Source organism: Halomonas sp. 113 (assembly GCF_904067645.1).
GTDB lineage: Bacteria > Pseudomonadota > Gammaproteobacteria > Pseudomonadales > Halomonadaceae > Vreelandella > Vreelandella titanicae.
In genome coordinates this window covers 860,462-885,139 of record NZ_LR881453.1, presented here as the reverse complement: position 1 = coordinate 885,139, position 24,678 = coordinate 860,462, and the positions used below count along the sequence as shown (strand labels likewise).

The following is a 24,678-nucleotide window of genomic DNA, read 5'->3' as shown; positions in this document are numbered from 1 at the left end:
CTATCGGCCTGCCTTCCTTTCTCATTTCTTACTGACGTCACGTTTTAAATAAATCCGGCACCAGTAAGAAACGCGTAAGATAGCGCTCCTGATGATGGCACTTTCAAACCACTCTCACTTTCAAACCATGCTAGGAGTGCCACCATGAGTTATCATCAGTCGCTATTACTGAACGGCCGCCTCATCACTATAAGATTGGCGACAGCCGCATGTATCGGTGGTCTTGTTATTGTCTCTCCGTTGGCGTTCGCCGACGAAGAGGACTCAGACGAAACCACTTGGGGATTGGGCGTAGGCGCAATAAGCGAACAGGATCCCTATGCCGGTATCGACAGGGAAAACACCCCATTTCCCTTGTTCCTGATCGAAAACCGGTACATTAGTGTCTTCGGACCGGAAATCGAATTTAAACTGCCGAGTCTTGTCATCAACGACTCACAACAGCTCAATTTCGGCATCGTCGCCCAGTACGATGAGAGCGGCTACGAGCCAGGCGATGCCCCGATTCTCAACGGCATGCGTGAGCGCAAGGGCGGATTTTGGGCGGGGGCCAAAATGGAATGGGAGACCGACTTCGTTGATGTTAGTGCCGAATGGCTCACCGACGTCTCCGGCAACAGCGACGGACATCGCTTCGATCTTGGCCTGGAGAGAACGTGGGAATTCGGCGAACATATAATGGTAACCCCACACGTGGGGGCGTCCTGGCAGGACGACAAGAACGTCGATTACTACTTCGGCGTTCGCGATAATGAGGTTCGCTTCGATCGCCCCGCCTATAAGGGAGAGTCGGCTACCAATATCGAGGCGGGGGTGCGCGGCGTGTACCAGTTTGACCAGCATCACTCTGTGCTGTTAGGTGTTGAGGTCACGAGCCTGGCGAACGAAATCAAAGATAGCCCACTGGTGGATCGTTCGACCCAAAACGCCGTGTTAGTTGGCTATCTTTATACATTCTGATGAGCCGCATACTACTGATCGAGGATCATGACCGGCTAGCCCACTTGATGTGCAAAGGGCTGGTGGACGCCGGTATCGGCGTTGATGTGGTCGACCGCATCGATTCGGCTTGGGCTGCCGTTCAGCAGATGCCCTACCAGGCACTGGTACTCGATCGTGGCTTGCCGGATGGCGATGGGCTGCTATTGCTCAAGAAGTTGCGCAACGCGGGCCTTAGCGTGCCCTGCCTGGTGTTAACGGCTCGCGATGCGCTGCATGACAGGCTAGAAGGCCTCGAAGCCGGTGCCGACGACTACCTCCCCAAGCCGTTTGCCATGGATGAGATGGTGGCACGTGTCCGTGCCTTGCTACGCCGCCCTGCGGAATTCCATTCAATCGACCCCATTCACGGCGACCTGAGGCTGCATACGGAAAGCGGCGTTCTGTTTAGCGGCGACAAGAGCATTACCCTCGCCCCGGCGGAGCTGCACATCATGCAGTTGCTGTTATATAAGCACGATGAGGTAGTTCGCCGCAGCGCGCTGGAAGCAGCGGCCTGGGGGCTAAGCGAGGCGGTGACACCGAACGCCTTGGATGTCGCCCTGCACCGTTTACGCCGCAAGCTGCTTGCCATCGGTTCGCGCCAGCGGATCGCCAACGTGAGAGGGATGGGATATGCGCTTCGTCAAGCGGATGACGCTCAATAGCCTGAGGCTGAAGGTGCTGCTGGCCTATTTGGCAGGTATGGTGCTGAGTATCACACTGCTGGTAATTGCCGCAGCAGTGGTGCTTCAGAGCGATCTACTGCCTCGTATGGATATGGCCGACGCGGCCGATGGGCTGGTGGACAATGTCGAGTTCGACAGTCGTGGCCGGCCCGTTGGTTTCGACGCCAGCATGGACGACCGCGCTTGGCTATACGAAGGCCCACAACCCGAAACGGCGTACCGTATTCTGGATGATGCCGGGAACGTGGCGGTGGCCTCGAGTGCCAGAGAAGCTTTCTGGCCAGCCGACGGCGAGGTTCTACGTTTGGCGCGGGGCACCTTTTCCTTTGAGTATGACGACAGAACTTTCTACGGTGCCACGGAGCCCTTTGAGCATGGTGAAAGAACGTGGTATCTGCAGTTCGTCGCCAGTTCAAGATTCGTTGATGTCCTCTATCTCGTCGCCTTTCCACTGGTGGCAGCGGGCGTACTGGTGTTTGGCTTTGTCATGTTCGTTGCCTTCGGTCTATGCGCCTACATTACCTTGCGCTTAACCCTCAAGCCGCTGCGCGATGTTTCCAAATCGGCGGCGGCTATCTCGCCGCGCTCTATAGACGCCCGGCTCGATACGGACGCCGTGCCTGTGGAAATTGCCCCGCTGGTACATAGCTTCAATCACGCTCTGGAACGCCTTGAGCGGGGTTATCGCCTGCAACAGGAGTTTCTCGGCCACGCGGCCCACGAGTTAAAAACGCCCCTGGCGCTGATCCGCGGGCAGGTTGAGTTGCTCGAGGAAGGGCGAAATGACCGCAAGGCGCTATTGAGCGATGTCGAGTACATGACCCGCCAGGTGCAACAACTGCTACTTCTGGCCGAAGCGAGCGAGGCGCACAACTACCAGTTTAGCGTTGTTCGAATGCACGACATCGCCCACGAAGCTTCCATCTACTTGCAACGCATGGCGGAGTCCGCCGACGTGCATTTAACGGTGCTTGCCGCGGATCAAGGGGTGACATGGAAGGCTGATCACGGGGCATGCTTCACTCTGCTCAAGAACTTGCTGGAGAACGCCATCCAGCATGCCCCCGCGCAGACTCTCGTCAGCATGGAAATCCAGAGCAATACGATAACCGTGCGTGACCGAGGGTCTGGCGTCGAGCCTGAACAGCTGTCTCTGCTGTTCTCTCGTTTCTGGCGAGGTGCACATCGACGCGACCATGGTGCTGGTTTGGGGCTGGCCATCTGCCAGGAAATCGCCATGGCACACGGCTGGGTGCTTTCGGCTCACAACGCCCATCCCGGGTTGATCATGACGCTACGCAAAGAAGCCTAGAGTTAATCCCTGCAAACAGCGCCCTACATCACTTATCAACGAGGTGGTCATGCAAATTTTAAGACGCAAGCCCCTAAATCCGCCCAACCTGCCCGATACCTTGATCGAAGGTCACAGCCAAGCCGTATTAGTTCAGGGAGGCTCCCGGGTGCTGATGTCCAGCCAGGTAGGGGTCGATGCCGAAGGCCATTTAGCGGGCCCTGAACTTCCCGAGCAGACCGAAGCAGCGCTGAACAATATCGAACGATTGCTATCAAGCCTCGGCGGCGATCTCTTGCGGGTGGTGATGTTGAGAATCTACTTAGCCGAATCCGCTCGCTACGACCAGCAAGTGGTAATGGAGGCGCTGAAGCATCGTTTCCCCACCGCCCCGCCGGCTGCTACTTGGTTGATTGTGTACGGCCTTGCCGAACCAGAATGGTTAATCGCTATCGAGGCCGAGGCAGTGCTGCCGGGGTTTGCTTTAAACAGCTAAATGACCGCAATAGTCGAAATAATAACGCTGCTCGTTAAACACCGCACCGCCCGGTTGCCCGATCATTCTAAATAAGGGGGAGCACATTTGTGGCTCTCTGTTAGAGGCAAGCACCGACAGAGAGGGTTCCATGATTAGCCGCCTTAGCGTTCTACTTTTCACACTCTTTCTGCTGACTTCCTGCGCCGTGCCGCCAGATTTCCCTGGTTTTCAACCCTCAGAAAATCTGCCTCGCTATGATCAGGAGAGTTTCGACCAATATGTGCACGATACACGTGCATGGATTGCGGATAACCGCGCTTTCATCAGCGAAGATCGCGACCTTGAAATAGAGCTCAATACGCCGTTCGAACTCCGCCCTGATAAACCGGCGAAACGCGGTATCCTGTTAGTTCATGGACTGGGCGCAAGCCCGTGGTATTTCATCGATATCGCCACAGCCATGGCGAATGACGGCTGGCTGGTTCGCTCCATTCTTCTGCCTGGCCACGGCACACGCCCTGCCGATCTTATGCTGCCTGATAATGATGATTGGGAAAAAATAATTGCCCATCACGCCAAACTGCTTGCAGCCGAGGTCGATGAACTTTGGCTTGGCGGTTTCTCAACCGGAGGTAATCTAGTCACCTCTCATGCGTTCACAGACGACAATGTCGATGGCCTGCTGCTGTTTTCTCCTGGATTTTACCCCGATACCCACTATCTATTTCTCGCCCCGACCATTTCCTATTTATGGGACTGGCTCGATATCGATGATGAAGACAATATCGTCACTTACCAATCATTTCCTGCGCGAGGGGCCTCGCTCTATTATCACTCGGTCAGTACCGTGCAAAAAAATCTCAAAACCTCACACTTTAATAAACCTGTCCTGATGACGATGAGTCAACATGATAGTGTCCTTGACCCCAACGCGACGCTCATTGCCTTTCAAAACCGCTTTCCCAACCAACAATCGCGCTTCATCTGGTACGGCGATCCACCACAACACCTTGACGATTCCCGCGTCACCGCTTTTATCAGTCACCTACCCGATCAGCGCATTAGCACCTTCTCCCACATGAATGTGCTGTTTGCGCCCGAGAATACTTATTACGGCCAAGCGGGTAGCTATCTTATGCTGGAAAACGGCCAGGACGGTCTCGCGCCACCCGATGACACCAACGCCCTCTGGTTCGGCGCATGGGGACAGAGCGACGCGAAAAAATACCACGCTCGCCTGACCTGGAATCCCTATTTTTACGACCTCCTCGATGGTATTCGCGAGGTAACGAGGCTGTAGAAAAACCCGGTTTCGAGCCCTCTCCACCGCCAGTCGTCCTAATTCATTTACCCAGCCAGTCCTCTGGCGGGATAATATTAATATCGGCATTCAGCCACTTGAGCGCCCAGCTANATTGCGGTACTTGGCATGGAAAACAGACAAGTCGAGTTTGTGCTCGATCAGGTAGTGCACAGCGTGTTCAAAGGTGCCTGGCTGGAGCTGATCCTGGTAGTTGATCACCACCATGGCGTTCTGATCGTAGTTATAAGCCTTGAAGCGCGGCATGCTGACCACTCCTCGTCTGTTTTCTCGATCCTACCAAAACTTAGCCGTCAGCGGGGTTTTTCTACAGGCTCAACAGGAGACTAATCGACGTCCCTCCCCGACTGAGCTTTTCGGGACTCATGGAGAATAGGTGCAATAAGATGGTTATATCTATATTTTCACTATCCAAGTGTTTTCTTGTAACGCTATGCATGGAAGAGAAAACGTCATTCTCAAATGCTTGGTTCCCGGAATCCCCTGGAACATTAAGCCATTCACAGTGCTTTGCTTTACGTATTACAATAACTTTAACTGCTTTTTTAGCTTTACCCATGACACTTCTTGATGCAGGATCAATTGAAAACATCATTGCCGTCTTTAGCGTTGAAGCTAGCACTACAGCCTTAATCTTTTCCAAAGTAAAATCAAAAAGCACTACAGCTTGGCTACTGAGTGATATTGAGGATGAGATACTAGAGTGCACCAATACAATAGGAGTGGCAGGCGTAGGGACTCTTTTAGTTATATTTTTGTTGGCCTAATCCACTTCTTAATTGCTGTGCTGAATATCAAATGACGAATTAATCATTAATAACGACTTGGCCGCAGAATCTGAGAAAAGCAGCCCCTCGAATATACTTGCGGGAAGAGACAGGTAACAGCACCGTGTCACTCGCAAGCCGGTGGACACTCACTCGGTAAGTCAAAGACAGTCTCTTTTCTTTCAATGTGCCGCTTCAAAAACTCCCCCCCGATCGCCAATCAGCATTCGCCTGAAACCACTGCTTAGCATTCGTTGAGTTTGGCCTCGACCATTCGCAATAGAACTCTCCTCCGGTGGAGGTGGATAAGTAGCTGCGTGGCTTCAGCAACATTTATTGCGCTTTATCTATCTTGATGCACCTTGCTACAAAATAACCAATTCTTGACACATTGTGGGCACAACCATGGCTTACTTTTTCATTCCCAGCGAAAAGTTTTGATAGCCCGTCTCGGTAAGCAGAGATAATCACATATAGAAATCAGCGAAGTATTAATAGTAGGCAGGGTCTTGGTAACAATCGATAGTCTTCGCAGATGCTGCCACCTTCGATTCTTTTGAAGAGTTTAGAAAAGCTATGGAACTTAGAAACCTGTCCGACACACTCTTATTCTTCAAGGCTTGGCTCTTTAACCCACTGAGTATTGGTGCGCTCATGCCTTCCGGTCGAGCGCTGGCCAACCTTATCACCTCGGAAATATCTACGGATACGGGTCTGATCATCGAGCTTGGGCCGGGGACGGGTGTCTTTACACACGCACTCATTGAGCGTGGTATCGACCAGAAAAACATAGCATTAATCGAGAATGACGCGGCATTCGTTACCAAGCTACAGCATCGCTTCGGGCATGCTCACACGTTTTGTATTGATGCTTCAAGGCTACACGAAGTTAAGTTTTTCGACGGGGCGCATGCTGGTGCTGTCGTCAGTGGGTTGCCCATGCTGTCAATGTCTCCACGTAAGATGATCGCCATTCTGGACGGCGCTTTTGCCAAAATGCGGCCCGAAGGATCTTTTTATCAGTTCACTTATGGCCCGAGCTGCCCTATACCCCGAGCGCTGCTCGACCGCCTTGGGCTTAAGGCAACGCGTATTGGTCGCATACTCGTAAATGTCCCTCCCGCCACCGTCTACCGCATCGTCCGACGTAAGCCTCGTCCTGCCGCTAGCGGTGAGCGCATCGGCGTGTGATGACGGAGTGTCATCTGCACTACTCCATTCACAGTAATCGAAACCCACTGATGGCTTTTCTCCTAGCAGAGGATGGCCGGAGAGGATGACTATGACCATCAAATTCTGGCTTTCTGGATTCGCCTGTTTTCTTCTGACCGCCTGTGGCACCCCTGCTGACGATAATATAAGTGACAATGAGCGTGCTGCCGTACCTGTCTCAGCGGTACCAGCGGAACTGGCGACGTTAGGCGAGCAGTTGTCACTTACGGGTACCCTAACCGCTGAGCGCCAGACACGCCTCTCCCCTCGCGCGGACGGGCTCGTGGCACACGTGCATGTTGAAGCGGGTGATCATGTTAAGACCGGACAGTTACTGCTCGAACTCGACCCGGCCCTTGCACAACAGGCGCTCATGCGTGCTCGCGCTCAGGAGGAAGAGGCAAACGCCTCGGTGCGAGAGGCTGAACGCTTGGTAAATGAGGCACAGCGGCTTGCTGAACGTCAGGCCATCCCCGCAACAGAGGTCGCATCGCGTGTTGCCGCGCTAAATCTAGCACGGGCATCGGCAGCCTCCGCTCAAGCAGCCACACGAGAGCAGGAAGAACTGGTTGAACGGCACAGTTTGCCAGCCCCCTTCCCAGGCGTCGTCGCCGAAAAACTCACCGAAGTTGGCGAATGGGTGCAACGGGGAACGCCGGTGTTATCGTTAGTCACGATTGATCGTATACGTCTGGATGTGCAAGTGCCCCAAGAGCGATTTGGGCAGCTAGATGAGCAGGCACAAGCGCAAGTATATGCCGATACGCTGGATGACACCCCATTGCCAGCGCAGATCATTGCACGGGTTCCCGTCACCGACCCCGAGGCGAGAACCTTTCTACTTCGCCTACTGGTAAACGATCCACAGGGTCGATTACTTCCTGGCACCTCCGCCCGGGCAGAAATTTCTTTACCCCCGCAAGCAACCGATACATTGGCCATTAGTCGCGATGCGTTGCTGCGCCAACCGGATGGTAGCCACAGCGTCTACATCGTCGATAACACAAACAATGAACGCATCGCCCGCCGGCGCCAGGTGCAAGTTCTGTATGAACAGGGCGGTCAGGTCGCCGTCGCGGGTGACACCCTGCGCCAGGGCGATCAGGTCGTCACCCGAGGCAACGAGGCCCTGACCGACGGTCAGCCCGTGGAAGTGGTGGAGCGTTAACACATGGATTTCGGACGCGTTATTCACCACAGCACCCTGATTGCCGTCGCGGTTCTGATCCTTTGCTTACTGGGGATCACTGCTGCACTGCGGGTACCGGTTCAGATGATCCCCGACCTGGAAGTACGCACCATCAGCGTGGAGACAAGCTGGCCTGGGGCGTCTCCCCGTGACGTGGAGCAAGAGATTCTTATCGAGCAGGAACAATACCTCCGCACCTTGCCCAATCTCCAACGAATGGTTTCCACCGCCAGCATCGGCCAAGCCAGTATCGAGCTGGAGTTTCCCTTCGGCGTCGACATTAATGAAGCGCTGATACGCACCAACAACGCGCTTAGCCAAGTATCCAGCTATCCTGAAAATGTCGATGCCCCCGCCCTGACGACAGTCTCTTCCTCGGACGAACCCTTCATGTATTTCCGCATCGGGCCACGTGCGGAAAGTGGAGAAAATCTCGATCTGGCGATGATGCGTAACTTTCTGGAGGATGAGGTGCGCCCCCGCCTGGAGCGTGTCAATGGTGTTTCGCTCGTGGAAATATGGGGCGCGGAAGCACGGCAGGTGCGCGTAGAAATCGATCCGTACCGTTTGGCCGAACGCGGGCTCGACATGACCGATGTTCGCAATGCACTACAGACCCGTAACGTCGACAGTTCAGCGGGCGACCTGGACAGTGGAAAGCGCAGTGTGATGGCACGCACGATCGGCCGCTTCCACGAGCCCGCCGATATGGGCGAGTTGATCATTGCCGAGCGCCAGGGCGCCTTGATGCGGCTCTCCGAACTGGCCAATATCCGGCTCAGTCACCATGAAATGCGTACCCAGGCATTCTATAACGGCCTACCTTCACTGATCCTGGCGGTGCGCCGCGAAACGGGATCGAATGTCGTCCAGACCAAGTATGCCGTACTGCCGGAAGTCGAGGCGATCAGCGACGAGATTCTGGCGCCGCTGGGTCTTGAAATGACGCTGATCAACGAAGATGCGCGCTACGTTGAAGACTCGGTCGCCAACGTCTGGAATAACCTTTTACTCGGGACACTGCTGGCAACACTGATAATGTTTGCCTTCCTGCGTTCGGCGAGCAGCACCTTTGTCGGGGTGATTGCCATACCGGTCTGTACGATCACCGCCTTTATCGGCCTGTTACTCGCAGGCCGGACGCTGAACGTTATCTCATTGGCCGGCGTAGCGTTTGCCATCGGCATGACGCTCGACAACACCATCGTCGTCCTCGAAAGCATCGATCAAGCACGACGACGCGGCCTGAAACCCTTCGATGCCGCAGTGGCGGGTGTGCGCCGGGTCTGGACGGCGGTCATGGCGAGCACGCTTACGTCAGTCCTGGTATTTGCCCCCACGCTGTTCATTCAGGAGGAAGCCGGACAGCTCTATTCGGATATCGCGATTGCGATTTCCTCTTCTATTCTTGCGTCGATGGCCGTTGCGGTGACCGTGCTACCGGCGATGGCGGCACGACTGCTACCGGCAATCCAGCCAGGAGTTACCGTCGAGGACGGCGCCTTTGACCGCATCGGCCGCTGGATCACCCGCGCCTATCGCCATCCGATACGGCGCGTGATGATTCTACTCGGCACGCTTGGCTTGTCGGCATGGGTCGTGGTGTGGCTAACCCCTCCGGCGGAGTACTTGCCGGAAGGCGAAGAGGCGCGCATCTTCTCTAACATGATCGCACCGCCGGGCTACAACCTGACGGAGATGGAATCCATCGCGCAGGAGCTAATCCCGGAGCTGCAGCAGCGTCTTGATGACGAACCGGCACGCTTCCACCGTGGCGAAACGAATATGCCCGCACTGCGCTTCTTCGCCATGTTCGTCGATGCCCAGGGCATTCGTGTCATTACCGACCCGAAAGATCCAACCGATCTGGAAGCGTTAATGGGCGCCCTCGAGGCACGCTTTACGGCCTGGCCGGGCATGCGCGCATTCGCCTCACGGGGCTCCATCATCTCCACCAACGATGGCGGCACGCGCAGTATCAACATGGACATTTCCGGCTCTGATCTTGGCGAGATCTATCAGGTTGCGAGCCTTGCCTATGCCCGTGCAGGAGCACTGTTCGACGACGCTCAGATTGGTTCCGAACCCAGCTCACTCAGCCTGGATCAGTTATTGCTGGAGATCCGGCCTCGGTGGGAGCGTCTGGTGGAAGTCGGGCTCGACGCTGAGCGCTTTGGCTATTCCGTGGCGGCGCTAAGCGATGGTGCTTTTGCCGACCAGATGATCCTGGATGACCGTCGGGTCGACATCTACCTGTTCAGCAGCGCGGGTAGCGATCAGCGGGCAGAGCGCCTGGGTGACCTGCCCATTGCCACACCGTCTGGCGACGTGCTGCCACTTTCTGCATTGGCCAATTTGAACGAGTCCGTCGATACGGACAGCATTCGGCGGCTGGACGGGCGCCGCACGGTGACACTGAATATCGTACCGCCACGCTCGGTGGCGCTGGAAACGGGCGTAGAACGCGTGGAAAACGAGTTGATCGGGGCCATGCGCAGTGACGGTGAGATCCCGCACGGCGTCTCGATAGATATCACCGGTGCCAGCGACCAGTTGCAGGCCACCCGCGAAGCGGTCTCGGGTAATTTCATGATCGCGGTGCTGTTGTGCTATCTGATGCTAGTGGCGATTTTCCGCCACTGGGGGCGGCCATTATTCGTCATGGCCACTATTCCCTTGGGGCTCGCGGGCGGGATTCTTGGCCTGGCGGTACTCAACGGCCTCGGTGCTCCGTTTGGCATCCACCAGCCTTTCGATATGATCACGTTACTCGGCTTCCTGGTATTGCTCGGCTCCGTCGTCAACAACCCGATCCTGATCGTCCAGGAAGCTTACAAGCGACTGGAGGAAGGCGCTGAATCCATCGTCGCGGCCGTCAACGATGCGGTCAGGATACGTCTGCGGGCGATTCTTATGTCCAGCCTGACCACCATCTTCGGAATCGCCCCGCTGGTACTGATTCCCGGGGCGGGCACAGAACTCTACCGTGGCCTGGGCGCCATCGTGATGTTTGGCATCGCGTTCTCCACCATCGTCACGCTGACTTTCCTGCCCAGTTTGATGGTAGCCGCCATAAGCGGGCACCAAAATATTGCCGGGTGGGTATTATCACGCAGGGCTCAACGCTCAACACCATGAAAGGCGCGGGGCTGGACAAAGCAACACTTCACCTAATGGGGTAAATGTTGTGCTTGGCTATTGAGACTGCAGCCCTAGGAGGTAGCGTAAAATCTCAACCTTACTGAATCAAATGGAAGCCTGAAAATAAACGGGCGGGCCTAAAATAACTAGGCCCGCCCGGCATTATTGTCTACATCAAAATCAATAGTTCGCTTAAAGCTTTATAACCAGCGTTTCAGATAATAAAAAACTCCTTTCGCTTGCTGCGAAGACATTGCCTCGAGATAAGAAATCTCTGTATCTTCATCGGAACCTCTCTCAGCGGATTCTTTCACCTGACAAAAGTACTAATATAACCATTTAGGTTGCATTTAAAATCTTCATAATTTACTCCTTATCCTTAAATAACTAGCCATCACTCGACCAACCCTGTGACATGTGATTAATTTAAAATCCACATGCCACCGAGCAGTTTCAATGACTTTAATTCACATCAAAACACACTACCTACAACTGACCTACTTAGCTCTGTTCAAGGGTTGTCAGAAAGCACCTGGGAGGCCGGAATATCCTGATTACCGCTGTCTGTAGATGTCGATCCAGAATAAACAATCCTGTTATCTTCATCCGAGCCTCTTTCAGCAAGTGCTACGCCTGAAGAAAGCATTAACGCAATGATTAAGGCCGCATTTAAAAGTTTCATGATTTACTCCTTACGTTTAACTAGTTGCTCAACCTACTGAGCTGAAAAAGAACCTCATGGATCGCTTTCTCTCTAACTTCATACATGTGAGTTAATTAGCTCTTTTAGAGAAGAAGGCTTGGTTTTCCAGTCGATTCATCAGCACATGAATGATAGATTCAAAATTAACGAATCAGAATGCCAAATACTCTTTCGTTCTTGCCTGATCCAGTTTTTCGGTATATTTCCGAGAATCTTTTAATATTGAGAAGAAGTGATGCCCGCATGATACTCTCGTCAGACAGCTCGTACAGAATAAAGGCAACTGCCGACCAAAACCGTCACCGAAATCGCGGACATGAGCATTCCACCCCTCAATTGGCACTTAAAATCTCCAGCTATCGATGTCTTCTAGTGAGGGGGCACTTGGGGCTAAACTGGTATTTTCACGATGCCAAGAGCAGCCAGTCCCCAACGCTATGATCAGCACCTTTGCCGTATCCAACTACCGCAGCCTGAAAAACGTTGTCTCTCCCCTGTCGAGTCTCAATGTAGTGACTGGGCCCAACGGGTGCGGCAAATCCAATTTATACAAGGCGCTGCGGTTACTGGCGGAGACCACCAAAGGCAATCTTATCTCCTCGATTGCTCAAGAAGGTGGGCTTGATTACACCTTCTGGGCAGGTCCAGAAAAACTCACCAGAGGCATGAGAGACGGCTCCAATCCCATCGAGGGCACTGCCAAGAGAAACAGTCCTCGGCTTAGGCTGGGTTTTGTGGGTGAAGATTTCGGCTACGCCATTTCATTGGGGATGCCCGCCTCTCAGGGCTTTGCGGGCTACCAAGATCCGTCCATGTTCCAGTTCGACCCCGAGATCAAGCGGGAATGCATTTGGGCAGGCGATGTCTGCCGACCCAGTAGCTGCTTGATTGACCGCGTTGGGTCTGTGGTCAAAGTGCGTGCAGGTCGTAAATGGCAGGTTTACGATGCCCACCTTAATAGCTACGAAAGCATTTTGAACGAAATCAGTGACCCCGTCGCCGTGCCTGAAGTCCATGCTGTTCGGCAAGCCATTCGTCATTGGCGCTTCTACGATCAGTTCCGAACCGATCCAAATTCCCTCATCCGCACACCGCAAATCGGTACCCGCACCACGGTGCTGGATCACGATGGCCTCAGCCTAGTGGCCGCATTGCGAACTATCCACGAGATCGGCGACCGCGAGGCGTTGTACGAGACGATTGAAGATGCCTTTCTCGGCGCCACTATTAATTTTGAAGCCGACGCTGGGAATCGCTTTCTACTGCAGTTTCTACAAAAGGGGCTGTTGCGCCCCTTAAACCAGTCCGAACTATCAGACGGCACGCTTCGCTATCTGTTGCTGGTGGCGGCGCTGCTCACACCCAGGCCGCCTTCCTTGCTAGTGTTGAATGAGCCAGAAACCAGTCTACATCCGGATTTGCTTCCCGCCTTGGGCCGCCTGATTATCCGTGCATCGAGGGAAACCCAGGTGTGGGTGGTCTCCCACGCGCCACGCTTAGTGGCAACACTGGAGCAAGATCAGGCCTGTAACTCTATCGCGCTGGATAAAGAGTTTGGTGAGACCGTTATCCTAGGCCAGGGGTGGCTAGATGAACCGCCCTGGCAGTGGGCGGATTAAACAGTACACCGCTCAGGCGTATCGACGCCTAAGCGCATTTGCTTACCTAAATATCAACCTTAAGCGCCTGAAGCCGCTCGTCATCGATTTCGATACCCAGCCCTGGAGCGCTGGGCAGTGCAAGACGCCCATGGTTAAGGCTTAACGGCGACGTTAAAAGTGCTTCACGCAGGGGGTTATTGGCCGATACGTCAAACTCGACCCAGCTAGGCGTATGGTTACGGTCGGGATGCGGATGCGGCGGCAGCGCGGCGGCGAAGTGGGCGGCGGTCATAATACCCACTGCGCTTCCCCATACGTGAGGCGAGATTCTCAAGCCGTTTAACTGGGCCATATCGGCAATGCGCAGCGCTTCTACATAGCCGCCACACAGGTTGAGGTCCGGCATTAGCACATCGACACCACCGGTGGCGGCCAGCTCACGAAACTCGACAGCGTTGACCGAAGCCTCGCCCGCGGCAATACGCCCCTCTCGGCGCAAGGCAAGGCGGCGGAAACCAGGAAGATCTTCAGGTGCCACCGGCTCCTCGATCCAGTAAGGGCGCAGCGGCGCCAAAGCGGCCATGGACTCCAGTGCAATGTCCGCCGTGTAGGCTCCGTTGATATCGGCCATGATGGCCACGTCATCGCCCAGGATCCGCCGCGCGCTCTTCATCCGCTCAAGGTCGCTTTTGATGCCGTGACCAATTTTGATCTTATAGCCATCAAACTGCCCCGCCACGCGCTCAAGCTGCGCTTCCAGAGGTAGTGCCGCCGGTTCATGAAAATAGCCCCCGGAGGCGTAGACCTGCACGGTGGCCTGCTCTTCCCCGCCCAGCAGCCGGTAAACCGGCAGCCCCAGCAGCTTACCAAGCCCGTCATGCAGCGCAATATCCAGCCCGCTTACTGCCGCGGCGAGCTGGCTCTGGGCGCGCACGTGGTAGAGCACATTGGTCATTCGCCGCCAGATCACCCGGTGGTCGAAGGCGCTTTGCCCCACATAGGCTTCGCGCAGAATGTCCAAATAGGCCAGCGTGGTCTTGGGCGGGCCATAGCACTCGCCAATACCGACAATACCTGCCGAAAAACGTACAAACACAAGAGTGGCCATGCGTGCGTGACCGATTTCCCGCGCGCTTCCATAGCCGCCGTCCGCCGGTAAATAGCTGCCGATGGGCACCATATCGATGGCTTCTATAATCGCATCACGGGCCACAGAAGGATTACTATGCAGATGATTCATGCAACTGAGTCTCCAAACTAGATCAGGCTAGGCAGCCATAGCGTCAAAGCGGGAATAAAGGTGATCAGCAAAAGCGACACTAACAGTGCCGCGATAAAGGGGAGCGTGGCCTTGACCGCACGGGGGAAAGAGATATCGGCAATCCGCGCCAGAATAAACAGCACCAGCCCCACCGGCGGTGTCAAAAGCCCGATCATCAGGTTGAGCACCATGATGATGCCGAACTGAACCGGATCGACCCCGGCCTGTACGGCCAGCGGCAGCAGCACGGGCGTCAGGATGGTGATCGCCGCCACGGTTTCCATGAAGCAGCCAACGATCAATAGAATCAGGTTGATCAACAGAAGAATGACAATCGGGTTATCGGCCACTGCCATAACGGCTTCGGCGAACGCCGCAGGCACACCTTCGCGGGTAAGAATCCAGGCAAAAATTGACGAGGCGGCAACGATTAGCAGAACAACCGAGGTCATTTCTACGGTTTCGCGGAACACCGTAATGATCTGGCGCCATCCAGCGCTGCGGTATACCAACGTTGCCAGCACCAGTACGTAAGCCACGGCTGCAATAGCGCTCTCGGTCGGGGTGAATATTCCCAGAACGATGCCCCCCACGATGATCACCGGGATCATGAGCGAAAGTGCCGCATGCATGAATGAAGAGAGCAGGCGCGCCACCGAAAAGCGCTCACCCACCGGATAACCGCGTCGGTGCGAAATAACCGCGACCATCACCATCAACATTGCCGCGATCAGCAGTCCAGGCACAATGCCTGCAATAAACAGCTGGCCAATAGAGGCCGATGCCACCACACCGTAAACCACCAGCGGGAGCGAGGGCGGAATAATGGGGCCCACGGTTGAGGATGCCCCGGTGATCCCCACAGCAAAATCAACGTCATAGCCCTTGTCACGCATCGCCTTTATTTCAACGGCACCCAGGCCGCCAGCGTCAGCAATGGCCGCGCCCGACATGCCGGCAAAGATTACCGAAGCGCCTACATTAACGTGGCCCAGGCCGCCGCGGGTCCAGCCGACTATTGAATCAGCGAAGCGAAAGATACGCTCGGTCACACCGCAAACATTCATCAGGTTACCAGCCAGAATAAAGAACGGCACCGCCAGTAGCGGGAAGCTATCCACCCCTCCCACCATGCGCTGAATCAGAATAATGTCCGGAATCTTGCCGGAGGCGAGCAGATAGACCAGCGACGACCCGGCCAGCGCGACCGCGACGGGGGCACCGATCAATAGCAGGCACGCCAGCGCTACAAACAGCAGAATGATCATTTCTCCTCCTTGCCACGCCAGTAGGCGATGCCCTGGCGGGCCATACGCAATGCCATTGCCGCACAGGCCACGGCAATCACGGTGTAAAGCCAACCTTTCGAGATCGGCAGCGTGCTCATGCTGGAATTCCATACCCGTTGGCCAACTTGCCAGGCAAGCCAGGCCACATAAACGAAGAACAGGGCGCTAATCAGATTATTGAATCCACGCAGCCAGCGTTTTGCCTTTGCAGGCACGATTAGCTCAAGAATCTCGACGTTAATATGAGCGCCTCGCGAGGCAGCGCCAGCCGCGCCGATAAACACCAGCAGCACCAGCAACATGCGGGCACCCTCTTCAGTCCAGCCGATCGAGTGGTTGAACACGTAGCGCGACAGGAACTGCGCAAAGACCACGCTTCCCAGCAGGATCATGACCCCAAGCGCTACATGGTCTTCGCAGACCCATTTCAGCGGTGGTGTCGCTGTCGTAGTATTGTGCGATAGCCCAGATTCACCTCCGGCCGCACTTTCGCGGCCGGGCTCTACCGACATCGCCGTCACCTCACCTTGACGAGTGTCTTTATCCCCTTGCATCACTCAATCGCCTCCAAGCGCTGGTATTGATCAGCCGTCCAACCTACGTCTTCACCCGTCAGGCTCGGCCTTACCGCTTCGGCAAACGCTTCACGATCTACCTCGTGTACCTGAGTTCCTTGCTCCTGGAACCAGGGCACAAGATCCTGCTCCTGCTGTTGGATATCCAGGCTCCCCTGTTCAGCAGCCTCCTGAAAGACGTCCCGGAAAAGCGCCTGATCCTCAGCAGAAAGCTGCGCCCAGGCATTGCCACTCATAATGATCGGCTGGCTGTCATAGATATGGCCGGTCAGCGAGATGTCCGACTGCACTTCTTCAAACTTCATCGCGCGAATGATCGGCAGCGGATTTTCCTGGCCATCCACTACGCCCTGCTGAAGCGCCAAATAGACCTCCGAGAAGGCAATCGGTGTAGGATTGGCGCCAACGGCTCTTGGGAACATCAGCAGCAGCGGCGCATCCGGCACGCGAATTTTCATGCCCTGCATGTCTTCGGGAGTAAGCACCGGCTTGTTGGCAGTCACATGGCGCTGGCCAAAATAGATCAAACCAAGTGGCACATGTCCCGTGCTCTCTTCGTAGCCCTGCGAAAGCTCTTTGAAGAGATCGCTTTTTGAATAGGCGATCCAGTGATCAAAGTCTCGGAAAACGAAAGGAGCACTGCCTAGTGCAATCGGTGGATAAGCGTTTCCAGCGAAAGCATTACCGGTATAGATGATGTCCAGCGTGCCTAAGCCGAGGCCTTCATTGAGCTCGACTTCATTACCTAGCTGGGAGGAAGGGAACACTTCAATGTGATGGCGGCCTTCACTACGTTTTTCAATTTCATCAGCCGCCCACTCGGCCCATTTGTGGTGACTGTGACTCGCTTCGTATACATGGCCAAAAACGAAATCATTCGCTTGAGTGAAAGGCGTTATAGATAGTGCTAAAAGCAGTGTTGTAAGTTGATGACGTGCACGCATTGTTGTCTCCTTATTTATGGCTTGAATCACCAACCTCAGTACACTCTGGCTAAACAAATTTATCAATTTGTTTATAATCAACTTTTAATAACACATGTAAATATATGTTTTTAAATAAAAACAGCCAAAGCAAGGAGTTTTCTAACGTGACAACAAAGACAAAAGTCGAAAAGACTAAAGACTTATATGAAGATATGCGCAACTGGATTCTTCGCGGTCAATATCTGCGTGGATCGCGCCTGCCAACAGAGGCCGAACTGGCAAGCCGCTATGAACTTAGCCGTAGCGCCACGCGACAAGTGATTGCGCAACTTAAAACCGAAGGTCTTGTCGCATCTCGACAAGGGTCAGGCCTTTTTGTTGTCGCCCGACCCACAACAGCGCTTGATGCGCCAAACTTTGTTAATAACTTCAGCGACCTTATTGCGCTGTTTGACTTCCGGTTGCTAATTGAAACGGAATCAGCGGCTCTGGCTGCCTCAAAGCGTAACGATAGTGATATTGAGCGCATTGAGGAAAAGAGCCGTATCTTAAAAAAAATCAATCAAAACGGTGGCCAAGGTACCCAGGAAGATTTCGACTTTCATGTACAGATAGCTAAAACGTCCGGCAATAAATTTTTACTTAGCTCGGTGCTAGCTCTGCAAACGGGGGTTATCTTCTCCGTCAAACTGGGGCAAAAAACGTCCGATCTTCCGCGAATATTGCAATCCAAGCAGGTCACAGAAGAACACAACGACATCATAGAAGCGATTCGCCAAGCTGATGAGGCAAAGGCACGAGCGGCAATGCAACGCCATATAGAGTCCTCACTCTCACGCATTCTGCATGGACAGCCGTGAGCAAGCGCAACTGGCTCTACCATTCCTGACGAAGAGAGCAACTCTCTACCCGCTATCTTCGCTTTGGGCAAGTTGCTTATCGTCAACTATGCTGTGAATTAACGCACATGATGTCGTTGCCTAGGCTGGTTTCGCGCATGGCGCTGCTGAGCCTTGGCAAACCAATTCGCTTGAACAGCATAAGGAGTTTGCCGTGAAAGCCTCCAGTGAACACACTTATCGTCGCGGACTGCATCCGCTTCACACTGTACTACTTGTTGGAACTCTTCCTCTCTTTGCTGGCGCTATGCTGTGCGATTACGCCTACTCAACGAGCTACCATATTCAATGGGCTACTTTTGCCTCCTGGCTAAACGTCGGTGGGCTTGTTTTTACAGGTTTAGCGTTTTTATGCTCGATTGTCGGCTTCTTTCGCGCCGCAGATCGCAACCTCGCACTTATGATTTATCCAGCGCTTCTACTGCTTACCTGGATACTTGCCTTGGTTAATGCATTGGCCCATGCCAGGGACGCCTGGGCCATGATGCCAGCAGGTTTTGCGCTTTCGATCGTCGTTGTGTTGCTGGCGGGCACGGCCACCTGGGTGGGCTTTTCTCGCCTTGGCACCGGGGGTAAGTCATGAAACTTACCAGCCTTTATGCTGCGCCCCTATCGGCTCTACTGTTGGCAGGTAGCGCCAACGCTCAAAATGCTCAACAATACGGGGCTAACCCCACACTGCCAGAACCCCAGCGCGGGCTCTTGCCCGACATGACAGTGCCTGAACCTGCAGAATGGGGTGACCAGCTACCCACCGTCCCTGATGGTTACGCTATTACTGCCATTGCTACCGACCTTAAAGTACCCCGCCAAACGCTGGTATTGCCAAACAGAGACATTTTGGTAGCTGAAGGTAGTGGCGGCAATGCACCGAGGCTGAAGCCAAAAGACTTTATTGCGGGTTATATAAAAAGCCAGGGCACCACCTCTGTTGAGAGCGGTAATCGCTTAACCCTTCTGCGCGATGAAAATGGCGATGGCAGTTACGAGCAGTCAGTGTTTGCCGAAAACCTCAACGCGCCCTATGGGCTGGCATTGGTTGATAACAATCTCTATGTAGCTAACCAGGATGCAGTTGTACGCTTTGATTACGAGGAGGGCCAAACCGAAGCCAACGGGCCGCCGGAGGAGATTAGCAAACTACCTTCTGAAATTAATCACCACTGGACGAAAGCGATGACCGCCAGCGCCAACGGTGACTTCTTGTACGTGGGTATTGGCTCCAACAGCAATATCACCGAACGTGGTATGGCTGCAGAAGTTAATCGGGCTGAGGTGTGGGAAATTGATACCGAAACGGGTATGCATCGGCCTTATGCCACCGGCCTGCGCAATCCTACAGCGCTCACCATTCAGCCCGATACAGACCAACTATGGGCAGTGGTCAACGAGCGGGATGAACTGGGGCCCGACCTGGTTCCTGACTACCTCACGACCGTACAGGAAGGTGGCTTTTATGGCTGGCCTTACAGCTACTGGGGACAGCATGTCGACCCACGCGTTCGCCCACAGAACCCTGACAAGGTGGAATCGGCGATAGCGCCCGATTACAGCCTGGGTTCGCACGTAGCGCCGTTAGGGCTCGCCTTTTCCATTCCTGAAATGGGCGACGAATTCGCGGAAGGCGTGTTTATCGGCGAGCACGGCAGTTGGAACCGCAATGACCCTGTGGGGTATAAAGTTGTTTTTGTGCCCTTCAGCAACGGTGAACCGGATGGCGAACCGATTGATTTTGTTACCGGGTTTCTGACCGATGACAGCCGAACACGCGGTCGCCCCGTAGGTGTCACCATCGATCCTGACGGCGCCCTTATCATCGCCGATGACCTGACGAACGCCGTTTGGCGCGTGACCTATGAAGGTAACGAGTAAAACGCTTTACCAGCAGCGTTAAGGAAGACGGCATTCGCTTAGGCCGCCTTTTCCATTTGAGCTAACAAGGACGTTATATGATCGAGTCATTCGAAGAGCTCGAAGCGATAAGAAAATCGTGTCATTCGATAGTCACCAAGAGTTCAAGCTTTTCTGCAGGCGCGGCGGCTATCCCCATTCCTGGCGTGGATATTGGCTCAGACGTCGCCATATTGATGCGACTAATTCCCAAAATTAACCAGAAATTTGGTTTAACGCCCGAACAGATTGAGAGCTTGGATACAGAGTCAAAGCTATTTGTGATGACGGCCATTTCCAATACCGGCAGCAAGATGGCAGGCAAATACATCACCAGAAAGCTTATCGTGGTATTGCTAAATAAGATGGCTGGCAAGGTAGCAGCAAAGGGTGTTGCTAAGTTCGTACCCTTCGTAGGCAGCGCCGTGGCAGGCAGCATTAGCTTCGCCGCCATGAAGTACATGGGCAACAGCCATATCGACGATTGCTATGAAATCACCTTGGCGGCACTGGAAAAAAGACGGCTAGAAACCGCAGCTGTGGTAGTACCCGCAACTGAACAAACGGTAAGTATCGCTGCCAATGGCCCTACAAAAGCCGAGTAGCGGACGATTGTGCTTTTCTCATGCAGTTCAGCTTTGAGCTAATGATATGCTCTAGCTGCTTTTTAATGGTTACGTAAGGAGAATTTAATGCCCGCTTATGTCGTTCTGACTCGAGAACACATTCACGACGCCAAGGAAATGGAGCGCTACGGCGAGAAAGCAAAAGCCGCTCGCGAAGGCCACGATCCGCAACCGCTCGCTTTTTATGGCGATTTTGAAGTGCTTGAAGGTAGCGCTATGGAAGGTGCGGTGATTCTGCGCTTTCCGGATATGGCTGCCGCCCGCGCCTGGTATCAAAGCCCCGCCTATCAGGAAGCCCGCAAGCATCGCTTCCAGGGCGCCGACTACCGCGTTTTTATCGTTGATGGCCTAACAGAAGCCTAAAGAACCTCACCTGCAAAGGCGATGGAACCCTCGCCTTTGCGGGGCCGATTTTCCCTATCCCAATCATGACGCAACGATTACCCCCGCGTTAGCGCTCAACTTTCTTTAAGCAGTACAAAATGCTCAATCAATCGAATCATCAGTGTTTTCTGATCGGGCAGACTTTCCGCCACTAATAACGCTAACGCGACTAGCGTGTTGTCATTAATAAGCTGCTCAACAGGGCGTGCCAGTAATGCGGCGTTGCGGCGCAGGTACCACAAAAACAGAAAAGAGCCACAGCGCTTATTTCCATCAGCTAGGGGATGGTTCTTGATAACAAAATAAAGCAGGTGCGCCGCTCGGGTAGCCACATTAGGGTAAAATAGCTCATCACCAAAACCTTGTTCGATGGTGGCGAGAGCTGATGTCAAACCATCACCCCGCACCTGTCCAAAAAGCTCGGTTGCTTCGCCTTTGCTAATGAGAGTTCGCTTCAACTCACTAATGGCTTTCAGTGCCTCTTCTAACCCTAGCGAATGCATATCAGGCTGCTTGATGTTTAACTCAGCTAATTGCTGTTCATCGTAGCCCTGCAGCAAACTCCAGGAGCGTGCGTAGTCGCTAATAACACGCGCCACGGCTTCGCCTTCGGTAGATACCAGCCCTTGATTGGTCAAGGTTCGGCTGAGCAGATTGACCGCCTGCTCAAACTCGATACCGCGCTCGGTTAGTCGGCGTTGGTTAAGGGTATAGCCTTGAACCAGATATTGTTTGAGTACATCGGTGGCCCACTTGCGAAACTGTACACCACGCTGAGATTTCACGCGGTAGCCAACTGAAATAATGACATCAAGATTGAAGTGATCAACCTGATAAGCTTTGCCATCTTCGGCAGTATGTGCAAATTTTGCACATACTGAATTTCGCTCCAGCTCTCCCTCGTTAAAAACGTTACGAATGTGCTTTGTAATAACCGAACGCTCGCGCCCAAACAGTTCACACATCTGCGCCTGACTCAACCACACGGAGTCCTGTTCCAACGCCACTTCCAGCTGCGCTTTGCCATCTTCGCTGGTGAATATCTGTATTTGCTGTTCATTCATCGATTGCGCCCCCGTTTTTATCCCGATCTACCTGTCGCTAAAGCGACTCTCTTAGTTAGCTAAGTATAAATCGCGACTTAAACTGTACACCCATACAGCAAAAATCCCAAAAAATGTTTGCTGTTAAACATCCACGAACGCTCTGGGGGATGGAAAACGCGATACCAAAACGCCCCGAACCAAGTCGGGGCGTTTTGCCGTTGCTTTACCTCTGGGGTATAGGTGGAATTACATCACCAGCGATAGCTCACTTTCGCGCTGATTTCGCGACCCGGATTATAGTAGTCGGCGGTGCTTGAACCGACCACGTGCTGCTCGTCGAGCAAGTTGCTGACGTTGACGGCTAGGTCGGCGTCTTTGGTGAGCTGGTAGCTGAAGGCTGCGTCAAAGAGTGTTGCCGCACTGCTCTTTGACGTATTGGCGACATCAAAGTAGTAGGAGCCAATGTAACGGGCGCCGAGGCCAACACTCATATCCTGGCTTGGCAAGGTATAGTAGCCCCACAGCGACGCCGTATGTTTGGGTGCTGCAGTGAACTCGTTACCCTCTCTGGCTGCGTTGCTGTCGCGCACCACCTCCGACTCCATATAGGAGTAACCACCGGCCACGCTAAGGCTATCGGTCAACTCAGCCTTGGCCTCCAGATCAAGACCCCGCACGCGGGATTCACCAACGGTTTCCCGCTCAATAACGCCATTGTCCTGTACAACCGAGATGGTAACGTCGTCCCTGGTTAGGTCATAGATGGCCGCCGAAAACAGCGCATTCGTACCAAAGGGAGAATATTTCGCACCAATTTCGTACTGCTCGCCCCGTTCAGGCTCAACGCCAATGGTGGGCGGTGCGACCGACTCCACCATGCTGACATAGGTAGAGATTTCGTCAGTGACGCGATAGGTCAGTGCACCGCGAAGTGAGGTCTCAGAGAAGTCATCGGAATCGGTAACGCCCGCCATGTTGGTGCTGGAGACATCCATTGAGTCGTTGCGCACACCCGCTGTCACAATGAATCGGTCATAGAAGGACAAATTCTGGGTCAGGAAAACCGACTCGGTGGTGAAGTCCTGCTTGTTGCTGCTATAGACATTGAGGCTACTCGGCGCACCGCTAAAGACGGGGTTTGCGATATCAATGGAGGTCGCATCCCCGTAAAACGAACTGTCTTCGGTTGAGGCATCGCGATACTCGACACCCACAAGTGTGCTGCTATCGACCTGATCAAAGCGGGCGTCGTATTGCAGGATAGCGTTGCCGATCAACTCCTGAGCTTCGTTGTCGGTACCAAAATAGTCGCGATCCACCACGCTGCCAACTCGCGCTGCAGAGTCAGTGATATAGACGTATCCGAAGTCGTCGGTCAGGTCGCTATAGCGCAGATTACCGCGCAGCGTCAGGCCGTTGTTGAAATCATGGGTGAGCTGCCCGGTGAGGCTGGTACGCTCAACATCGTGATAGTTGAAGCCAGGCTCGCCGAAGAAGTCGCTGCGGTCGTACTCCCGGTCGAGCGGATAACCACCGCTATTGGGGGTGTCATCACGCTTCAGGTAATCGAAGATAACGCTTGCTGAGGTGTACTCCGTCGGCTCCCAGGCCAAGCCACCCATCAAGAAACCATTATCGTCTTTGGAGTGATCGTATTCGCGGTCGCTGTCTCGGAGGGTGCCGGTAAAGCGGTAGGCCACTGTCTCGTCAGCGTTCAGCGTGTCCCCCACATCAACACCGGCCTCTTTGGCGTCGAATGAACCGTAGGAGAGATACCCCTCCCCAAAACGCTCAAAGCGTGGCCGTTTGCTCACGAAGTTGACCGAACCACCCGGATCCGCCGGACCAAACAGGGTGGAGTTGGCGCCGCGCAATACTTCAACGCGCTCGTAGGCGTAAGGCTCTTCGCGTACACCGCGCATTGAGCCTAGCGTCAGCCCGTCACGGTAGGTGGTCGCCTGGAATCCGCGGATTTTGAAATAGTCGTTACGGTCATCGGTGCCGTAATAATCAGTGAGCACGCCTGGCGTATATTGCAGCACTTCCTCGGTGGTAGAGGCGTTGCGCTGCTCAATCTCCTTCTCGGTGACGACCGACACGGAGGCAGGTGTATCAAGAATACTGGTGGCGACCTTACCGCCCACCCACAGCTCCTGAGCCACTATCGAATTGGCATCATCATCAGCGTAGGCCTGGGCGTTGACGATAATGGGGGCGAGGCGATATCCCTCGTTATCGTCACTGCCTTCGCCGGTCTCCTGGGCGTTCCCGAGCATGGGAATACTCACCAGCGTGGTGCCGCACAGAATGGCGGTAGTGGTCTGCTGCCACCGTAACCGGCTTGCGCCGCGCCGGACTGTACTACTGCTATCAGTCATGTTGAAGATCCCTTGAAATGGATAAACCTGCCTT

The 24,678-nt window shown here is 54.2% G+C and carries 23 protein-coding genes; 15 read left to right on the top strand and 8 right to left on the bottom strand.

The window, feature by feature from the left end; all coding sequences use genetic code 11:
- Positions 1–144 precede the first annotated feature (144 nt).
- The 5 genes from YERSI8AC_RS04335 to YERSI8AC_RS04315 all read left to right on the top strand — a co-directional run bounded on the left by YERSI8AC_RS04335 (position 145) and on the right by YERSI8AC_RS04315 (position 4,736).
- The gene (locus YERSI8AC_RS04335) at positions 145–960 is read left to right on the top strand and encodes a MipA/OmpV family protein (protein WP_009286854.1); all 816 of its coding nucleotides are present in this window, start codon (positions 145–147) and stop codon (positions 958–960) included.
- Positions 960–1,646, top strand: a complete 687-nt coding sequence (locus YERSI8AC_RS04330; RefSeq protein WP_009286853.1) for a response regulator transcription factor — start codon at positions 960–962, stop codon at positions 1,644–1,646. Before YERSI8AC_RS04335 ends, YERSI8AC_RS04330 begins: the two co-directional genes overlap by 1 nt.
- Complete coding sequence (locus tag YERSI8AC_RS04325) at positions 1,615–2,979, top strand: ATP-binding protein (RefSeq protein ID WP_009286852.1); 1,365 nt, start codon at positions 1,615–1,617, stop codon at positions 2,977–2,979. Before YERSI8AC_RS04330 ends, YERSI8AC_RS04325 begins: the two co-directional genes overlap by 32 nt.
- A gap of 49 nt (positions 2,980–3,028) precedes the next feature.
- Entirely contained in the window at positions 3,029–3,454 is a 426-nt protein-coding gene (locus YERSI8AC_RS04320) for a Rid family hydrolase (protein ID WP_039858846.1), read from the top strand.
- A 130-nt stretch (positions 3,455–3,584) separates the two neighbouring features.
- Positions 3,585–4,736 carry an alpha/beta hydrolase gene (locus YERSI8AC_RS04315; protein WP_159176177.1) on the top strand — a complete coding sequence of 384 codons (1,152 nt, stop codon included), beginning with the start codon at positions 3,585–3,587 and terminating at the stop codon, positions 4,734–4,736.
- A 114-nt stretch (positions 4,737–4,850) separates the two neighbouring features.
- On the opposite strand, the gene YERSI8AC_RS04310 is transcribed toward YERSI8AC_RS04315, so the two are convergent.
- Positions 4,851–5,003 (bottom strand): transposase (locus tag YERSI8AC_RS04310; protein ID WP_422822534.1); only part of this gene is annotated, 153 nt, incomplete at its 3' end.
- 191 nt (positions 5,004–5,194) lie between these two features.
- Between YERSI8AC_RS04310 and YERSI8AC_RS04305 the strand changes: the two genes are divergently transcribed.
- From YERSI8AC_RS04305 to YERSI8AC_RS04290, 4 genes are all read left to right on the top strand, one after another.
- Positions 5,195–5,524 (top strand): hypothetical protein, encoded by a 330-nt coding sequence (locus YERSI8AC_RS04305; RefSeq protein ID WP_159176176.1) that lies wholly within the window; start codon positions 5,195–5,197, stop codon positions 5,522–5,524.
- A gap of 654 nt (positions 5,525–6,178) precedes the next feature.
- Positions 6,179–6,715, top strand: a complete 537-nt coding sequence (locus YERSI8AC_RS04300; RefSeq protein ID WP_201304181.1) for a class I SAM-dependent methyltransferase — start codon at positions 6,179–6,181, stop codon at positions 6,713–6,715.
- Between the two features lie 91 nt (positions 6,716–6,806).
- On the top strand, positions 6,807–7,904 hold the full coding sequence (locus YERSI8AC_RS04295) for an efflux RND transporter periplasmic adaptor subunit (protein WP_236557237.1): 1,098 nt from the start codon (positions 6,807–6,809) through the stop codon (positions 7,902–7,904).
- A 3-nt stretch (positions 7,905–7,907) separates the two neighbouring features.
- Entirely contained in the window at positions 7,908–11,063 is a 3,156-nt protein-coding gene (locus tag YERSI8AC_RS04290; RefSeq protein ID WP_159176174.1) for an efflux RND transporter permease subunit, read from the top strand.
- Between the two features lie 514 nt (positions 11,064–11,577).
- On the opposite strand, the gene YERSI8AC_RS04285 is transcribed toward YERSI8AC_RS04290, so the two are convergent.
- Positions 11,578–11,748 (bottom strand): hypothetical protein, encoded by a 171-nt coding sequence (locus tag YERSI8AC_RS04285; protein WP_201304180.1) that lies wholly within the window; start codon positions 11,746–11,748, stop codon positions 11,578–11,580.
- Positions 11,749–12,206: 458 nt separating this feature from the next.
- On the opposite strand from YERSI8AC_RS04285, the gene YERSI8AC_RS04280 reads away from it, so the two are divergent.
- Positions 12,207–13,388 (top strand): AAA family ATPase, encoded by a 1,182-nt coding sequence (locus YERSI8AC_RS04280; protein WP_159177895.1) that lies wholly within the window; start codon positions 12,207–12,209, stop codon positions 13,386–13,388.
- A gap of 46 nt (positions 13,389–13,434) precedes the next feature.
- Here the strand turns inward: YERSI8AC_RS04280 and YERSI8AC_RS04275 are convergent, their stop codons facing one another.
- Genes YERSI8AC_RS04275 through YERSI8AC_RS04260 form a run of 4 tightly spaced genes read right to left on the bottom strand, consistent with a single transcriptional unit; the run spans position 13,435 to position 17,439 of the window.
- Positions 13,435–14,610 (bottom strand): mandelate racemase/muconate lactonizing enzyme family protein, encoded by a 1,176-nt coding sequence (locus YERSI8AC_RS04275; protein WP_159176173.1) that lies wholly within the window; start codon positions 14,608–14,610, stop codon positions 13,435–13,437.
- Positions 14,611–14,627: 17 nt separating this feature from the next.
- Complete coding sequence (locus YERSI8AC_RS04270) at positions 14,628–15,899, bottom strand: TRAP transporter large permease (RefSeq protein ID WP_159176172.1); 1,272 nt, start codon at positions 15,897–15,899, stop codon at positions 14,628–14,630.
- Complete coding sequence (locus YERSI8AC_RS04265) at positions 15,896–16,474, bottom strand: TRAP transporter small permease (RefSeq protein ID WP_159176171.1); 579 nt, start codon at positions 16,472–16,474, stop codon at positions 15,896–15,898. Before YERSI8AC_RS04265 ends, YERSI8AC_RS04270 begins: the two co-directional genes overlap by 4 nt.
- On the bottom strand, positions 16,474–17,439 hold the full coding sequence (locus YERSI8AC_RS04260; RefSeq protein ID WP_159176170.1) for a sialic acid TRAP transporter substrate-binding protein SiaP: 966 nt from the start codon (positions 17,437–17,439) through the stop codon (positions 16,474–16,476). Before YERSI8AC_RS04260 ends, YERSI8AC_RS04265 begins: the two co-directional genes overlap by 1 nt.
- 146 nt (positions 17,440–17,585) lie before the next feature.
- Here YERSI8AC_RS04260 and YERSI8AC_RS04255 point away from each other — a divergent pair, with 146 nt between their 5' ends.
- From YERSI8AC_RS04255 to YERSI8AC_RS04235, 5 genes are all read left to right on the top strand, one after another.
- Positions 17,586–18,281, top strand: coding sequence for a FadR/GntR family transcriptional regulator (locus tag YERSI8AC_RS04255; RefSeq protein WP_159176169.1), 696 nt, complete (start codon positions 17,586–17,588; stop codon positions 18,279–18,281).
- A gap of 193 nt (positions 18,282–18,474) precedes the next feature.
- Entirely contained in the window at positions 18,475–18,903 is a 429-nt protein-coding gene (locus YERSI8AC_RS04250) for a DUF2231 domain-containing protein (RefSeq protein ID WP_159176168.1), read from the top strand.
- Complete coding sequence (locus tag YERSI8AC_RS04245) at positions 18,900–20,192, top strand: PQQ-dependent sugar dehydrogenase (protein WP_159176167.1); 1,293 nt, start codon at positions 18,900–18,902, stop codon at positions 20,190–20,192. Before YERSI8AC_RS04250 ends, YERSI8AC_RS04245 begins: the two co-directional genes overlap by 4 nt.
- A gap of 77 nt (positions 20,193–20,269) precedes the next feature.
- Positions 20,270–20,815, top strand: coding sequence for a hypothetical protein (locus YERSI8AC_RS04240; protein ID WP_159176166.1), 546 nt, complete (start codon positions 20,270–20,272; stop codon positions 20,813–20,815).
- Between the two features lie 87 nt (positions 20,816–20,902).
- Positions 20,903–21,199, top strand: coding sequence for a DUF1330 domain-containing protein (locus YERSI8AC_RS04235; protein WP_159176165.1), 297 nt, complete (start codon positions 20,903–20,905; stop codon positions 21,197–21,199).
- Positions 21,200–21,294: 95 nt separating this feature from the next.
- Here the strand turns inward: YERSI8AC_RS04235 and rhuM are convergent, their stop codons facing one another.
- Together rhuM and YERSI8AC_RS04225 are read right to left on the bottom strand one after the other, a co-directional pair.
- Positions 21,295–22,284 carry a virulence protein RhuM/Fic/DOC family protein gene (rhuM, locus tag YERSI8AC_RS04230; protein WP_159176164.1) on the bottom strand — a complete coding sequence of 330 codons (990 nt, stop codon included), beginning with the start codon at positions 22,282–22,284 and terminating at the stop codon, positions 21,295–21,297.
- 233 nt (positions 22,285–22,517) lie between these two features.
- Positions 22,518–24,644 carry a TonB-dependent siderophore receptor gene (locus YERSI8AC_RS04225; RefSeq protein WP_053856879.1) on the bottom strand — a complete coding sequence of 709 codons (2,127 nt, stop codon included), beginning with the start codon at positions 24,642–24,644 and terminating at the stop codon, positions 22,518–22,520.
- Between the last annotated feature and the right edge of the window lie 34 nt (positions 24,645–24,678).